We start from the raw sequence: 12,872 nt of genomic DNA on the forward strand, positions 1-12,872 counted from the left end.
GTACGAACATTTTTTGGTTAGGAGTGTGTAAATGGCTGTACTTGTGGTGAAGAGGAGTATTATGCATCGTTATCAAAGTATCGGGCAGGCGATTGAAGAGGCGGCGCCAGGGGATATGATTGAAATTCGGGATGGGATTTATGAGGAAAGCTTGGATATTGCCAAGCGGCTGACGTTGTATGGGGTTGGCAATGTGACGATCAAGGGTGGCGTTTTTATTCGCTATCAAACACATGTCGCGATGCGTAATTTACGGTTTCGGCAAGGTCAGGGGCTGTATGTGAAAGGCGATTTACAGTTAGAGAATTGTGTGATTGAGGAGCAATTGATACGGACGCAGATCATGGTGAGCTATGGTAGTTTGCTGATGAATAATTGTGCAGTGCTTGCGACGCCGCTGAATCATTTTGGTTTGCGTGTGGCGAATGGCTCCAGTGTTATTCTAGTCGACACGACATTTGAGCATCATGTAAAGGCACAGATTATCGCTCAAAACTGTGAGCTGAGCCTGACGAATTGTATGCTGCTGGAAGGGAAGAAGCATGGTATTTTTGCGATTCGCCATGTCAAGATGACAATGGAGGATTGTGAGATTCATGGGCATGACAAGGCACAAGTGATGGCTGCGTCGAGTGAGATTGCGATGACCAATTGTCTGGTTCATCAAGGGCAAGGGGTAGGCATTCAATTATTTGATAGCACGACTTTTAGGATGGATGGCTGTGAAATAAAAGAGCATCTCGATACGAATATGGTGGTTCATCGCTGTGATTTAATGATATCGGATTGTATTTTTTCAGATGGTCAAAGTCATGGGCTTTATCTTGGAGAAAAAACGGACGCCAAGTTCTATGATTGTCAAATTTCTCGTCATGTCAAGGCGCAGGTGTTGATAGAAAATAGCAAGGTGGAGCTTCACCAATGTCATGTCCGAAATGGCATGGCAGTAGGGCTTACCATTGTGGATGAAGCAGATGTTTCGCTGAACCAATGTAAAATTCAAAACCATCAGCAATTTCATATCATTGTCGATGCTAGTGGACTAAAGCTGCATCAATCGACTATTCAATTTGGACAATCGGGTGGTATTTATGGTAATGAGCATGCCAAAATCATGATGCAGCATACAACGATTCGAGAGCTGCAAAGCCATCATGTCTATATCAACAATGCTCGTCTATTTACACAGTATTGCACGTTTGAACAAATGGAAGGAAACGGGATTACTTGCATTGATGCGATTTTTGAAGTAGCTAATAGCTATTTTAAAGATGGTCAAGAAAGCTCTTATGCCATGATCTGGTCAGATCAATCAATGGGACGTATTGAAAATTGCAAGGTGGATGAGGCAGCTAGACCATTTTTAGCGCTGTCCAATAAATCTCTATTGGAAATGCGCCATACAGATATAGCTGCAGTAAAGGCTCCAGCGGTGGTACAGGAAAACAGCCAATTATTTGTGCAAGGGCATGTGCAGTCCGCGACATGGCAAAAGGATACAGCATCCAAGATTTCTCAAATTGAGGGCATGCAGGTGATGGGGGACAAGAAAATAGAAATAGTGAAACATGATATTAAAAAAATAATATAAAAGCCGATTATACAAATAAGACAAGTAGTTTCAATTTTGAAATTACTTTTTTTATGGATGCGAATATCTAGGTTTCTTTCTTGTGAAAAATGGGTAAAGGAAAATGTTTGTGCTGTTAATTTTCTTTAGTTTGTGCAAAAAAACTCTATAATTCGACAAAATGCATGAATATTTTTATAATGGTATAGATGTCTCGTTGCAATTACTGCAATATTTTGAAATATTCCACAGGAAAAGTTATACAATGCCTGTATAAGTTATAATAAACATAATAAAGTTTTTACTTAATGTAAAAAAAATATTAAATAATTGTGGATAATACATTGATTATTTTCCATGTTTTAGCCTATAATTAGTAAAAATGGTACATGAAATAAGATAAATATTCGTTAATTATGAAATGTGTGTAATGATTTTAAAATAATAAATAGAGAGAGTATTGGGGTGATATGAGGATGTTTGGGCTGACAAAAGAAGAAATTATGTTACTGCTTGAGGGAATGGAATTAGCAGAAAAGCAAAAGAATGTGATTGCTGATATCTTTCATCTAAACAATATGCGAATCGAACAACAACTCGCATTAATGATCCATTTAATCATAGATGAGCGCGAACGAAATATTTCCAACAATACATATCTAAATTAAAAAAATGTCGAAAAATCACAGGTGTTTTGTTTTAAGCACCTGTGATTTTTTTGTCTGCTATTTTTATAATTTTTTTGTGAAGCAAATGATGCGATTGGCTTCTGTAAAACCGAGCTGAAGATGAACTTGTAGGCTTTCTTCATTGTGCCATTCACAGTCACTGGCAAACTCTAGACAGCCCCTATGCTTTGCCCATTGCTCACAATGCTCCACAAGCCGTCTTGCATAGCCTTGCTGGCGGTATTCCTCCATCACGAAAAGGCCTTCTAAATAGCCGACTGGACTCGAGTCGGTGCCTTCTACATAATCCGCTCGCAATTGGCATTGGGCAAATCCAACTGCTTTGTCCTCATCATAGGCAAGGAATATGGCTGCGTTTTCACCCTTTAGTAGCTGTGTCATATCTGCTGTAAATTCCTCTAGTGTATGATTGGGCCAGAGCAGTAAGGCTAATGTGGCTGCAGCTTTTGCGTCTTGTTGCTTTGCTTGCTGTATCATCAAATCTCCTCCTTGGTAAAAAATGAAACAAAACGTTTTGAAGCACGTACAAACTAGTAAAGAACTATTTTCTATTTTAACATCCGCACTTCAAGAGGGGGAATCCAATAATGTCACTCTTACAAACGTTAATTGAACAAGCGAAAAAACCAAATGGATGGATGGGCTCATCGATGCTACGAATCATGAATATCGCTCATCGCGGTATGAATGCATGGTTCATTAGGCAAGGAGCCATCAATGATGGTGATCGTGTGTTAGACATAGGTTGTGGTGGTGGGAAAACGCTCCAAATTTTATCCAAATTGAATCCAAATGGTATAATCTATGGGATCGATTTTTCTGCACAGGCCGTGAAGGAATCGATCAAATTGAATGAAGCACGTGTTGCTAGTGGTAGCGTCATTGTGAAAGAGGCGAGCGTTTCCAACATACCGTACGATAATCAGTTTTTTGATGCCATTACAGCCTTTCAAACGCATTATTTTTGGCCATCCTTAGAGCAGGATGTGGAGGAAGTATGGCGGGTACTGAAAAACGGTGGGAAATTTATTATGATAGCAGAGCTCTACAAAATGAATTATCATATGCAAGCCTATCAAACACCTGAGGCGACGAAGCAATTATTAGAACGTATCGGTTTTCAAACCGTTTATGTCACGGAAAAATCAAGTAAAGGATGGCTTTGCATTACAGCTATTAAGTAAGGAATACATAAAATGGAGGGTATAAAAATGAAAAGATGTGATTGGGTCAAGCTAGATGAGCCTTTGTATGTGGAATACCATGACAAGGAGTGGGGTGTGCCGGTCTATGACGATCAGCATTTATTTGAGATGCTTTGCTTAGAGGGGGCACAGGCTGGCTTGAGCTGGTGGACGATTCTCCAAAAGCGTGAAGGCTATCGTGAGGCATTTGATCAATTCGATGTGGAAAAAATTATTCTTTATACACAGGACAAGCTAGAGGAATTACAGCAAGACACAAGGATTGTACGCAATAAATTAAAAATAGCTAGCGTGGTGACAAATGCTAAAGCGTATCTCCAAATACAAGAAAAGCATGGCTCATTCTCACACTATATTTGGGGATTTGTAGATCATAAGCCACTTATTAATGAATGGGCTTCCATCAAAGAAGTGCCTGTGACGACAGACATTAGTGATCGTATGAGCAAGCAATTGAAGAAGGATGGCTTTAAATTTATCGGGAGTACGATTTGTTATTCCTTTATGCAGGCAGTGGGCATGGTGAATGACCATACAACAGATTGCTGCTGTCGACAAAAGGAGCTAGCGGATGACAATTGAACATATTCGGGCTCAACTAGCTAAGCAGGCAACGATTTTTCAAACAGGTGGTATTCGCCCCACACATGATTTATTGGAAAGCTGGATTGGCTATGTCGGCTGGTCCTTACCAGAGGAGCAACCACCATCTGGCTATCAGCCGCTTGCTACATTCTTTCTAAAAGACCTTTCCTATGTACCAGTAGCCTTACAGCCGTTTCAATTAATCACGCTGTTTGTCGATGAACGCCTATTGGATCATCTCGTGGAGGATGATCTTGGGTCTTATTTTGACATTAGAACGTACACCACTTTGGAAGGCTTAGTAAAGCGTGAATGGCAGCATGAACAGATTCGCGCGTTTCCCCTCATACCCCAGCATATCACGAATGACTATCCAACCTGGGATGGGGGCGGTATTCCTGCTCAATTGGAGGAAGAGATTTTGACGTTGGAGCATGAGGAGCAGCTCGAATATTTTGAGGATATCGTAGAAGACCTTTATCCGCTTCATAAAATTGGTGGCTATCCAAGCTTTTGTCAAAGTGGCATGGATTTTGGTGATGATGCACCATTTGTCCTCCAAATTGCCTCGGATGCGAAAGCACATTTGAACATTGTGGATCATGGCCATTTTTATTTTTTCTACAATCCAACAACTCAGACTTGGCACGTCTATTGTGATTTCTACTAGTCTCTTTCCTGAATGGTCATGATGATTAATCGGTAAATCAGATATAAGCCGAGATACGCTCCGGTAATCAAAAAAATAGAGTTTAAGAAAACTGCGTGAATCGTTGTCATAAAGACCGCATCCTCAAGAATAATGTTCGTTATAGCTGTGGCGGCAATCGTGCTAAACAGGATTGCCGCAATGACACCTAGTATGTTGAAAAGAAGGCGAAAGATTGCCCATTTTTGCTGAAGATACACCATAAGGCTTGGGATTCCAATCGTGGCAACCAGCATGAAAATTGTCATAACATCACATCCTTTCTTTCAGATTGCCCTTGTTCGCTCATGCATAAACATAGAAAACGATAGGAGGGAAACATATTGCGATGGCAAGATGGAGAGATAAAAAGAACAAGGAAGGTGAAAAAAGTGGAGCATAAAACGGTGGTCAAAAATGGCATTGGCTTTGGATCGGTTTTAGCGATTACGATTTCATGGAGTGTGCATCATTCCATCATCTGGGCAATCATCCATGGCTGTTTTAGCTGGCTGTATGTTATTTACTACGCCATCACACGCTAAGCTTGTAGGTCAGCCTATCAACTAAGATGTTGTTTGAATAAAAATAACATGGGGTACATAAAAACAAATCGTTCATAATTTTTAATGAGCAAGCATAAATAACAAAGTGCTCTTTTTCCAAAGTACTAATTGTATGAACGTAGAAGAAAGGTTGATAGAATGACACATCAAGTAACGGCTTTAAGTAATGTTAATGGTAATGCTACTGGCGTGGAAGGTATTTTACAAAATGTAGCATTTATTTTATCGACGTTTACGATTCCTTGTCCGCTTCGCGAGTATGTGACAAGGTCTGATATTCGTAAACCCTTCCAACGTCTGAAGAAAATAAACACGAAACGCCTCATTGAATGTATCCAACGTTTTGAGCCACGAGCTGTCGTAGTGGATGTTGATTATCTTGGCGATGTAAATAGAGGAAAACTAGAGCCCATTGTCAAAGTCATTGTCAATGAATAGCTGAAAAATATGAATTCTGCCAGGTATGGATTCACGAACCTGGCAGAAGATCAAATGTGCTTGTAGTGGTAGGATTTATGGTATATGAATTGGTGTCAAGTAGGGTAGTGGAACATTTACGCGCTTCTAATGGCAATAATTTGCTGACAATCAATGATAAGCGGTGATGCAGCTGCCGCATCTACCTCAAAAAATGTTGCACAGCAAGTTTTAGGATCTAAGCTGATGAAGTAAATACCTGCAAAGCTACCGCCGCCTGCTAAAATAACATCTACAAAAGCGCCAGGTGATAAGCATCTTAATAGATGACAGATACAGCCTTTACAGTGGTGATCCTTCGAATAATCAACTTCGTAATAATCTTCCGCCTCTTTTTTGCAAGAGCAGGAATCTTCCTTTTCCCATTTACAATGGTCATCCTTATGCTTGCATTTACATCGCTCGTGTTTATGTTCCCATTTACAATGCCCAGGCTTCTGTTTGCATTTGCATCCCTCTTGTTTGTGCTCACATTTTTTTTCTAAATGACAATAGCATTTTACATATTGTTCACAGCACTTTTCTTTTTTCTGATTCCAATTCATATATTGACTAAATCTACTATCTTGCATCTTTTAATCTCCCTTTTTGTTAGTTTTTTAGTAATGGTAGCGCTAACCTTTACATTTCTAATCTATGAAGCCGCAAACATGACTTGTTGGTAATTTGCCCTCTGCAACAGTGGAAAATTATTTTTCGAAAACCAAATGGAGATATAGCCATACATAGCTGTGAGAATAATAACAGATTTCAGGGCAAAAGATTGCTAGACTGCCGCCTGTAAATTTCATGGAGAAATGGAGTGAATGTATGAAGAGAATCCTGCACATCTTCTTTCTATTCATGTGCTTACTGGTCGTGATTTCATTGTGGATGACACAAAAACAGCCTTCAATTATAGCCACGAACCCCGAAAGTGCGACTTCCTATGCAGAGGAGCTTGGCGAAAAATTACAAGCTACGAATTTTACCAAACAGGTGATACAGGCGATACGAGCGGCAGGCTACTCGCCTGATAGTACAGTCGGTTATTTAATAGATTCTCCAGCGCATCAAGTCATCACGATTCAATTACACGATGGGGAAGAAATTGATGTAAGTACAGAAAGTGAGATTCAATCAATCATCGATGAGCTGTCCAAAAAGAATAATATTCATCTATTTATGGTCAACGTTCAGCTACTAGAGCGTGACTAATCGAGGGGAGAGGCACTGTTATTGGTGTCTTTTTTACATATAAAGGGAATTGCGTTATAATGATAACAGAGGTGAGAGGAATGAAAATCTTAATATTAGGTGCCAGTGGACGTGTCGGCAGCCATATGGTGGAGCTAGCATTAAAGGATCAGCATGAGGTCACTCTATTGGTCCGTAATCCCGATAAAATACCGCACCATCAACAACAGCTGCGTGTTATCCAAGGCGATGTTTTAAACAAGCAGGATGTCGAGCAGGCAATGGTCAATATCGATGTGGTAGTCAGTGCATTAAATACAGATGGTGGCGATACATTATCGGCTAGTTTACCGTTGATTCTTGAAGCGATGACAAAGCAGCTGGTGAAAAGAATCATTACGATCGGAACAGCAGGGATCTTACAAAGTCGTGTAACACCGACTATTCTTCGTTATCAATCGACTGAATCGAAACGAAAATCGACCGTTGCTGCCCAGGAGCACCAACGTGTATTTGAACAATTACAGCAATCTGCTATGGATTGGACGATTGTTTGTCCTACCTATTTACCTGATGGAGCTTGGACAGGAAACTATCGCGTTGAACGCAACTTTTTGCCAGAGGGAGGCAGCCAAATTTCCGTAGCAGATACAGCAGACTTTGCCTATCAACAAATCTTTCGTGAGGATTTTTTGAGAACGCGCGTCGGTATTGCCTACTAGAAAAGAGGAGCTATAGTGAAATGTATTCATGCCATCATCGGGATAATCATCATTGTCGTAGGATGTGCCTTTCTCAGTACAACCATTGAGGAGGCGCCTGTTAGAAATGTGATGCTGAAAGTTTATGGAAGTTTCATTGTTTTCGTCGGGTCATTCTACCTCAAAAAAATTGCGAAATTTGGTAAGCAATAATCACTTTTACACAAGGATAGTCTAAATGAACTTATCGATTTGACCTATTTTTATGCTAAACTGTCCATATGGTTGTCATTTTAGTGAAAAAATATACTGTTATTTTCCTTTTTATAGAAGGTTTGCTATACTTTATGTCGAATATATCTATTGAAGAGGTGATGATATGGACAAAGAGATATCAAATAACTATCAATATCCTAAACACCTAACAAGCCATGATGGAATCGAAACGACAGAACTATATGTCATCAAGATAACAAAGGAACAAGTGGATAGGTTGATTGAGGATATCGATCAAACATTAAAGACGTCGACATGACGTCTTTTTTTCATGCAAAAAAGGCCACCTTCCAAGAGAAAGTGACCCAAAACAGGAGCGCTGTGGAAAGGCTAGATTTGCTTCACACTACTATTTATATGTAAAAGTAGTCTTATTAGCTAGCCATTTGCCTGAAAGCATGCATTATGTACAACCTCAGTTTTTTTGACATGAAAAGGAGTAATTCAATGCCAAATAATCTCGTATGATGGTGGGCTGTCCGCCATTTTCAAGACATAGCTTACTAGCTATTTTAATTTCCTTCTGATTATAGTGAGATTGTGCACCAATCAAAAATATGCCTGACAGTATCAATAAAGTACCGATGCCCAAAACATATTTTATAACCCTTTTCACTCAACTTACCTCCATTTCAATATGTCTTTCCTCTTGTCTAACATATGATGGAGCAACAAAGTATTATGTTTAATTGACAATGTGTATACGTTTGTATACAATATATTTAAATCAACGTATACAAATGTATACAAAAAGGAGTGTTTGAATAATGAGAGGATCAGGATTTAGAGAGCATATGAGAGAGGGACATCACCGTGGAGGTCGTCACAGAGGCATGGAAGGCGCACCACAGCGAGGAGCGAAAACGTTCCGACGAGGTAAAGCGATATCGTTTCTAGAAATGCTGCATGTGAAGCGTGCAACCATTAAACAGCAATTAGAGCAGCCAGAGTTTCAATCCATTCAGCAAATTTTAGTAGGGGAATTAAAAGCCATCGACCTGGTTATCCAAGAATTTAGCCAGTTGTTTGATATTCAAGAAAATGAAACAAACGACAGTCTACAAGAGGAAGAAAACGTGCATGAAACAAATGAATAATTATATCGATGAGGTATTTTATCAGCACGATGCCATGTTAGAGGATGTCATATCCTCTATTGTGGAAAACGGCATGCCTGCCATTTCGGTGTCCCCATCCTCAGGCAAGCTGTTAACAATGCTTGTGTCAATTACAGGAGCGAAGGCTATTTTAGAAATTGGTGCGCTGGGTGGCTATAGTGGCATCTGCTTAGCAAGAGGGATCGAAGGAGAAGGCACATTGACCTCCCTAGAATTACAGGAGAACTATGCACAGCTAGCTGCTCAAAATCTTGCCAAGGCAGGCTTTGCCGAGCAAGTGACGTATAGGACTGGTCCTGCACTTGAGAACCTTGAAAATCTTGTAGCAGAAGGACAGCGTTTTGATTTCTTCTTCATTGATGCAGATAAGGATAACTATGAAAATTATTTAGCCTATTGCATTAAGCTGGCCAACCCTGGTGCATTCATTGTGGCAGATAATGTCCTTGCAGGGGGCAGTGTAGCAGACCCTGAGGCAGCATCAAAGCGCTATACAGCCATTATGAAAAAGTTCAATATCACAGTGGCGAATCATCCACAGCTTGAATCCGTCCTTCTGCCGATTGGGGATGGCATGACAGTTTCAAAAGTTAAAAAATAATGCATATCACGAATTAACTATTAATGGTAAAATATTGTTAGCAAACGATAAGGGAGAGATGCTTTTGAAGCAAGCACTAGTAGTCATTGATGCACAGCAAGAATTAATTGAGGGAAATCAGGATGAACAAGCCGTCTATCGCAAGGATGAATTGCTTGAGACAATCAATACCGTAATTCAGAAAGCTACCGAGGCAAACGCACATCTTATTTTTGTGCGTGATCAGGATGTAGCTGGTGGAGAAGGGGAGGGCTTTCAGGTACATCAAGCGATTCATGTACCACCGACAGCTGTCTATTTTGATAAACTGGCTACAAATGCTTTTTATAAGACGGGCTTACTCGATTATTTACAGGCCAATGCGGTAGAGCATTTGGTGATGATGGGCTGCAAAACGGAGCATTGCGTGGATACAGCAGTAAGAGCGGCAACTATTCATGGCTTTGATGTCACACTGGTGGGAGATGGCCATTCAACAAATGGTTCCCAATACTTATCACCAGAAGATACGGTTGCCCATCATAATGACATCCTGCACGGCCATTACAACGTGGATCATTTCTCACTGGTGCGAAACGCCGACGAAGCATTATTTGAACCTACACATAATAGCTATCGCTAATAAAAAAGACCAAGAATCTAGGTTCTTGGTCATTTTTACATATAGAAATGATTGAGCATCCATCCTATAACCGTACTCACGATACCGACTACTATCAAAACCAGCCCATGGGTTGGTGCTTGATAATCCTTTTTAAGTACGATCCCCATACAGATAGCCATGAGCCCACAAAAAGCTTGGAATAGGAGAAGGGCAAGCAAAACATTGACCCAACCGATGATTAAAAGTAATCGCTTACTATTATTTTCATGTACCATTTATTGTTCTCCTTCATCTTTTCTATGTAAATAAAGGGCAAAACCTGACGCGCCGAGTAGTAGGATTGAAAAAATAATAGTCATCATCGCTTGATAGACAATAGCGGTAATGAATAAAAGCAGTAAAATAATCAGCATAATGAAACGCAGTAGGATATTTGTTTTTTTACTAATCGTGAAAAAATCCTGCAGAATAATGAGTAAAAAGCTTACCCCGAATAGGAGAGCGTATTCAATAATGAATAGAGGTTGCATATTCGGTATACCAAAATGAAAGAATTTTGAAATGAATATAGGTATGAGTATGTATTTTATATACTTGTACCACTGGAAATGGCGATCCATGTTGCTGCCTCCAGCTCTATCGATAATTTTTACAAATATTGTAACAAAAATTAGGGTGCGATACAACGATCTTTTATCTTCATAGGGCCACTGTGCGAGCAGTGACCCTAAGTATCAAGTCAGGAGGTGTAAGGCTAAAATTAGCTTTACACTATTATATGTATGAGAAAGTAGCTTCGAAAGTTAGTTATTTGCCTGTTCGATAGATTATTTTTTGAAAGGCGACTAAATGGTGCACCAATTGTCGGATGTAAAGGTACTATTCCTGCTAAAGTAGTGATAAGGAAGGTGATAGAAGTGGATTCTTTAACAAGGTTGAATGAGGCGATTGCGTATATCGAGGCCAATCTAACGGAGGAAATTGATGTGCAAGAGGCTGCGAGATTAGCTTATTGCTCGGAATATCATTTTAAACGAATGTTTTCTTTTCTAGCAGGCATCTCGCTATCAGAGTATATTCGTCGTAGGCGCTTGACACTTGCTGCACTGGAACTGTCGGATTCATCTATGAGAATTCTCGATATCGCAATTCGCTATGGCTATCGCTCTGCAGATGCATTTACAAGAGCCTTTCAGCAAATGCATGGCATCACCCCATCAGAGGCGAGGCAAAGTGGTCAACACTTAAAAGCTTTCCCACGGATGACCTTCCAACTTACTATACAAGGAGGTTGTGAAATGAATTACCGACTCGAACAAAAAGAAGCGTTTCACATCGTGGGTCTTATGAAAAGAGTACCCATCGTTTTTCAAGGAGAAAATCAAGCGATAACCGAAATGGCACGTTCATTAACAATGGAGGATATTGCGCAACTAAAAAAGCTATCTAATGTAGAACCAAAAGGAATCATCCAAGCCTCCGCCAACTTTTCCGAGGGCAGAATGGAGGAGAAGGGCGAGCTTGATCATTATATCGGCGTGGCCACAACAGAAACGTCTCACCATTTCACACAGTTGGATGTACCCGCTTGTACGTGGGCGGTCTTTGAAGCGGTCGGGCCATTTCCGCAAACACTGCAGGAAACATGGGGTCGCATCTATGCCGAATGGTTCCCATCTTCTGGCTATGAACAGATTGCTGGTCCAGAAATCGTGCACCATGCAAGCACCGATTTTTCCTCACCAACCTTTACTAGTGAAATCTGGATTCCTCTTCAGAAAAAAGAGCCTCTTGCGTAATGCGAGAGGCTTTTACTGTATTTTCGTTCCATTTGGCAGCTGCTGATCGGGCGTTAACAGGATCACATCACCCTCCACAGGCACGCCACCAATGACAAGCACCTCTGACTTAAAACCAGCAACCCGACGCGGTGGGAAATTAACAATCGCTACAACTTGCTTTCCAATAATGACTTCGGGTGTATAACGCTTCGTAATTTGTGCAGAAGACTGTTTAATGCCCAGCTCTTCACCGAAATCAATTTTCATTTTAATCGCAGGAACCCGAGCCTTTGGTAGTGCCTCTGCCTCTAATACCGTACCAATTCGTATATCAAGTGCTGTAAAATCTTCTATTGTCGCCATTTTTGTACTCCTTCAGCTTTTATGACAATGTTAGCATTTAATAGAAAAAAATACAAAAAAAGAAGAGCACATAGCGTGCCCTTCTCTCGTTAACGACGATGCTCTACCAGGTCAATCGCACCTAACACAATGTGCGCTAAGCCAAAGCCAAAAATCGTATTGGCCACCATTTTGTTAGAGCCATGTTTTTGCTTCATTGCATAGCCTGCCGCCGTAACAGCTGACCCGAGTATAGTGGGGATTAAACCTTCACGAATTCCATTCATAATTTGATCCCTCCGTCGTATGATTCGGCGTGAGCTCCACACCATACTTACTATGAACGTTTGGCGAGCATACTATACTAGGCAAATAGCTTCATAAACATCGATGTCCGTTTTAAAGTATCTTGCAGATTGAAAACCTTCTGCAAAAAAACTTCGTTAATATCTTTTCTTGTTGAAGTTTGCGGTAGCGTTTATGTATTAAATCA

The 12,872-nt window shown here is 40.4% G+C and carries 22 protein-coding genes; 15 read left to right on the top strand and 7 right to left on the bottom strand.

The genetic code is table 11. The features are described 5' to 3' along the window. Positions 1-31 precede the first annotated feature (31 nt). A complete protein-coding gene (locus tag MHB40_RS10310; RefSeq protein WP_342534505.1) occupies positions 32-1,591 on the top strand; it encodes a right-handed parallel beta-helix repeat-containing protein in 1,560 nt (519 codons plus the stop codon). Between the two features lie 455 nt (positions 1,592-2,046). Then, positions 2,047-2,238 carry a hypothetical protein gene (locus MHB40_RS10315; protein ID WP_205443079.1) on the top strand — a complete coding sequence of 64 codons (192 nt, stop codon included), beginning with the start codon at positions 2,047-2,049 and terminating at the stop codon, positions 2,236-2,238. A 63-nt stretch (positions 2,239-2,301) separates the two neighbouring features. On the opposite strand, the gene aac(6') is transcribed toward MHB40_RS10315, so the two are convergent. Beyond that, complete coding sequence (gene aac(6') / locus MHB40_RS10320; RefSeq protein ID WP_342534506.1) at positions 2,302-2,736, bottom strand: aminoglycoside 6'-N-acetyltransferase; 435 nt, start codon at positions 2,734-2,736, stop codon at positions 2,302-2,304. A gap of 110 nt (positions 2,737-2,846) precedes the next feature. On the opposite strand from aac(6'), the gene MHB40_RS10325 reads away from it, so the two are divergent. From MHB40_RS10325 to MHB40_RS10335, 3 genes are read left to right on the top strand one after another with little or no spacing between them, the layout of a single operon-like run. Beyond that, a complete protein-coding gene (locus MHB40_RS10325) occupies positions 2,847-3,443 on the top strand; it encodes a class I SAM-dependent methyltransferase (protein ID WP_342534507.1) in 597 nt (198 codons plus the stop codon). Between the two features lie 27 nt (positions 3,444-3,470). Beyond that, positions 3,471-4,046, top strand: coding sequence for a DNA-3-methyladenine glycosylase I (locus MHB40_RS10330; protein WP_205443084.1), 576 nt, complete (start codon positions 3,471-3,473; stop codon positions 4,044-4,046). After that, complete coding sequence (locus MHB40_RS10335) at positions 4,036-4,719, top strand: DUF1963 domain-containing protein (protein WP_342534508.1); 684 nt, start codon at positions 4,036-4,038, stop codon at positions 4,717-4,719. Before MHB40_RS10330 ends, MHB40_RS10335 begins: the two co-directional genes overlap by 11 nt. Here MHB40_RS10335 and MHB40_RS10340 read toward each other — a convergent pair. After that, positions 4,716-5,006, bottom strand: a complete 291-nt coding sequence (locus MHB40_RS10340) for a transposase (protein WP_342534509.1) — start codon at positions 5,004-5,006, stop codon at positions 4,716-4,718. The genes MHB40_RS10335 and MHB40_RS10340 overlap by 4 nt on opposite strands. A 75-nt stretch (positions 5,007-5,081) precedes the next feature. Between MHB40_RS10340 and MHB40_RS10345 the strand changes: the two genes are divergently transcribed. Together MHB40_RS10345 and MHB40_RS10350 are read left to right on the top strand one after the other, a co-directional pair. Continuing rightward, the gene (locus MHB40_RS10345) at positions 5,082-5,282 is read left to right on the top strand and encodes a hypothetical protein (protein ID WP_205443088.1); all 201 of its coding nucleotides are present in this window, start codon (positions 5,082-5,084) and stop codon (positions 5,280-5,282) included. Between the two features lie 159 nt (positions 5,283-5,441). After that, positions 5,442-5,741 carry a hypothetical protein gene (locus tag MHB40_RS10350; RefSeq protein WP_205443089.1) on the top strand — a complete coding sequence of 100 codons (300 nt, stop codon included), beginning with the start codon at positions 5,442-5,444 and terminating at the stop codon, positions 5,739-5,741. Positions 5,742-5,857: 116 nt separating this feature from the next. Here MHB40_RS10350 and MHB40_RS10355 read toward each other — a convergent pair whose 3' ends face one another. Further along, entirely contained in the window at positions 5,858-6,352 is a 495-nt protein-coding gene (locus MHB40_RS10355; RefSeq protein ID WP_342534510.1) for a hypothetical protein, read from the bottom strand. A 238-nt stretch (positions 6,353-6,590) separates the two neighbouring features. On the opposite strand from MHB40_RS10355, the gene MHB40_RS10360 reads away from it, so the two are divergent. From MHB40_RS10360 to MHB40_RS10390, 7 genes are all read left to right on the top strand, one after another. Next, positions 6,591-6,977, top strand: a complete 387-nt coding sequence (locus tag MHB40_RS10360) for a hypothetical protein (RefSeq protein ID WP_342534511.1) — start codon at positions 6,591-6,593, stop codon at positions 6,975-6,977. Positions 6,978-7,057: 80 nt separating this feature from the next. Beyond that, positions 7,058-7,678, top strand: coding sequence for an SDR family oxidoreductase (locus MHB40_RS10365; RefSeq protein ID WP_342534512.1), 621 nt, complete (start codon positions 7,058-7,060; stop codon positions 7,676-7,678). A gap of 15 nt (positions 7,679-7,693) precedes the next feature. After that, entirely contained in the window at positions 7,694-7,870 is a 177-nt protein-coding gene (locus MHB40_RS10370) for a hypothetical protein (RefSeq protein WP_205443095.1), read from the top strand. A 166-nt stretch (positions 7,871-8,036) separates the two neighbouring features. Then, a complete protein-coding gene (locus tag MHB40_RS10375; protein ID WP_205443096.1) occupies positions 8,037-8,192 on the top strand; it encodes a hypothetical protein in 156 nt (51 codons plus the stop codon). Between the two features lie 508 nt (positions 8,193-8,700). Beyond that, positions 8,701-9,030: a hypothetical protein gene (locus tag MHB40_RS10380; RefSeq protein WP_342534513.1), complete on the top strand. Its 330-nt coding sequence runs from the start codon at positions 8,701-8,703 to the stop codon at positions 9,028-9,030. Then, positions 9,014-9,652 (top strand): O-methyltransferase, encoded by a 639-nt coding sequence (locus MHB40_RS10385; protein ID WP_342534514.1) that lies wholly within the window; start codon positions 9,014-9,016, stop codon positions 9,650-9,652. The genes MHB40_RS10380 and MHB40_RS10385 overlap by 17 nt, the downstream gene beginning before the upstream one ends. A gap of 64 nt (positions 9,653-9,716) precedes the next feature. Continuing rightward, positions 9,717-10,274 carry an isochorismatase family protein gene (locus MHB40_RS10390; protein WP_342534515.1) on the top strand — a complete coding sequence of 186 codons (558 nt, stop codon included), beginning with the start codon at positions 9,717-9,719 and terminating at the stop codon, positions 10,272-10,274. A 35-nt stretch (positions 10,275-10,309) separates the two neighbouring features. On the opposite strand, the gene MHB40_RS10395 is transcribed toward MHB40_RS10390, so the two are convergent. Continuing rightward, positions 10,310-10,531, bottom strand: a complete 222-nt coding sequence (locus MHB40_RS10395) for a hypothetical protein (RefSeq protein ID WP_205443100.1) — start codon at positions 10,529-10,531, stop codon at positions 10,310-10,312. After that, complete coding sequence (locus MHB40_RS10400) at positions 10,532-10,876, bottom strand: hypothetical protein (RefSeq protein WP_342534516.1); 345 nt, start codon at positions 10,874-10,876, stop codon at positions 10,532-10,534. It abuts the gene before it with no gap. A 297-nt stretch (positions 10,877-11,173) separates the two neighbouring features. Between MHB40_RS10400 and MHB40_RS10405 the strand changes: the two genes are divergently transcribed. Next, positions 11,174-12,055, top strand: coding sequence for an AraC family transcriptional regulator (locus MHB40_RS10405; protein ID WP_342534517.1), 882 nt, complete (start codon positions 11,174-11,176; stop codon positions 12,053-12,055). 12 nt (positions 12,056-12,067) lie between these two features. Here the strand turns inward: MHB40_RS10405 and csaA are convergent, their stop codons facing one another. Both csaA and MHB40_RS10415 read right to left on the bottom strand, forming a co-directional pair. After that, positions 12,068-12,400, bottom strand: a complete 333-nt coding sequence (gene csaA, locus MHB40_RS10410; RefSeq protein ID WP_342443418.1) for a chaperone CsaA — start codon at positions 12,398-12,400, stop codon at positions 12,068-12,070. Positions 12,401-12,489: 89 nt separating this feature from the next. Continuing rightward, entirely contained in the window at positions 12,490-12,666 is a 177-nt protein-coding gene (locus MHB40_RS10415; protein ID WP_004228639.1) for a hypothetical protein, read from the bottom strand. Positions 12,667-12,872 lie beyond the last annotated feature (206 nt).

This window comes from Lysinibacillus sp. FSL K6-0057, from assembly GCF_038630885.1.
Lineage (GTDB): Bacteria > Bacillota > Bacilli > Bacillales_A > Planococcaceae > Lysinibacillus > Lysinibacillus fusiformis_F.

What these genes read in the sequence shown, in the direction of transcription:
- MHB40_RS10310 (WP_342534505.1), top strand. Translation starts at nt 32, where the DNA reads ATGGCTGTACTTGTGGTGAAGAGGAGTATTATGCATCGTTATCAAAGT.
- MHB40_RS10315 (WP_205443079.1), top strand. Translation starts at nt 2,047, where the DNA reads ATGTTTGGGCTGACAAAAGAAGAAATTATGTTACTGCTTGAGGGAATG.
- MHB40_RS10325 (WP_342534507.1), top strand. Translation starts at nt 2,847, where the DNA reads ATGTCACTCTTACAAACGTTAATTGAACAAGCGAAAAAACCAAATGGA.
- MHB40_RS10330 (WP_205443084.1), top strand. Translation starts at nt 3,471, where the DNA reads ATGAAAAGATGTGATTGGGTCAAGCTAGATGAGCCTTTGTATGTGGAA.
- MHB40_RS10335 (WP_342534508.1), top strand. Translation starts at nt 4,036, where the DNA reads ATGACAATTGAACATATTCGGGCTCAACTAGCTAAGCAGGCAACGATT.
- MHB40_RS10340 (WP_342534509.1), bottom strand. Translation starts at nt 5,006, where the DNA reads ATGACAATTTTCATGCTGGTTGCCACGATTGGAATCCCAAGCCTTATG.
- MHB40_RS10350 (WP_205443089.1), top strand. Translation starts at nt 5,442, where the DNA reads ATGACACATCAAGTAACGGCTTTAAGTAATGTTAATGGTAATGCTACT.
- MHB40_RS10355 (WP_342534510.1), bottom strand. Translation starts at nt 6,352, where the DNA reads ATGCAAGATAGTAGATTTAGTCAATATATGAATTGGAATCAGAAAAAA.
- MHB40_RS10360 (WP_342534511.1), top strand. Translation starts at nt 6,591, where the DNA reads ATGAAGAGAATCCTGCACATCTTCTTTCTATTCATGTGCTTACTGGTC.
- MHB40_RS10365 (WP_342534512.1), top strand. Translation starts at nt 7,058, where the DNA reads ATGAAAATCTTAATATTAGGTGCCAGTGGACGTGTCGGCAGCCATATG.
- MHB40_RS10375 (WP_205443096.1), top strand. Translation starts at nt 8,037, where the DNA reads ATGGACAAAGAGATATCAAATAACTATCAATATCCTAAACACCTAACA.
- MHB40_RS10380 (WP_342534513.1), top strand. Translation starts at nt 8,701, where the DNA reads ATGAGAGGATCAGGATTTAGAGAGCATATGAGAGAGGGACATCACCGT.
- MHB40_RS10385 (WP_342534514.1), top strand. Translation starts at nt 9,014, where the DNA reads ATGAAACAAATGAATAATTATATCGATGAGGTATTTTATCAGCACGAT.
- MHB40_RS10395 (WP_205443100.1), bottom strand. Translation starts at nt 10,531, where the DNA reads ATGGTACATGAAAATAATAGTAAGCGATTACTTTTAATCATCGGTTGG.
- MHB40_RS10400 (WP_342534516.1), bottom strand. Translation starts at nt 10,876, where the DNA reads ATGGATCGCCATTTCCAGTGGTACAAGTATATAAAATACATACTCATA.
- csaA (WP_342443418.1), bottom strand. Translation starts at nt 12,400, where the DNA reads ATGGCGACAATAGAAGATTTTACAGCACTTGATATACGAATTGGTACG.
- MHB40_RS10415 (WP_004228639.1), bottom strand. Translation starts at nt 12,666, where the DNA reads ATGAATGGAATTCGTGAAGGTTTAATCCCCACTATACTCGGGTCAGCT.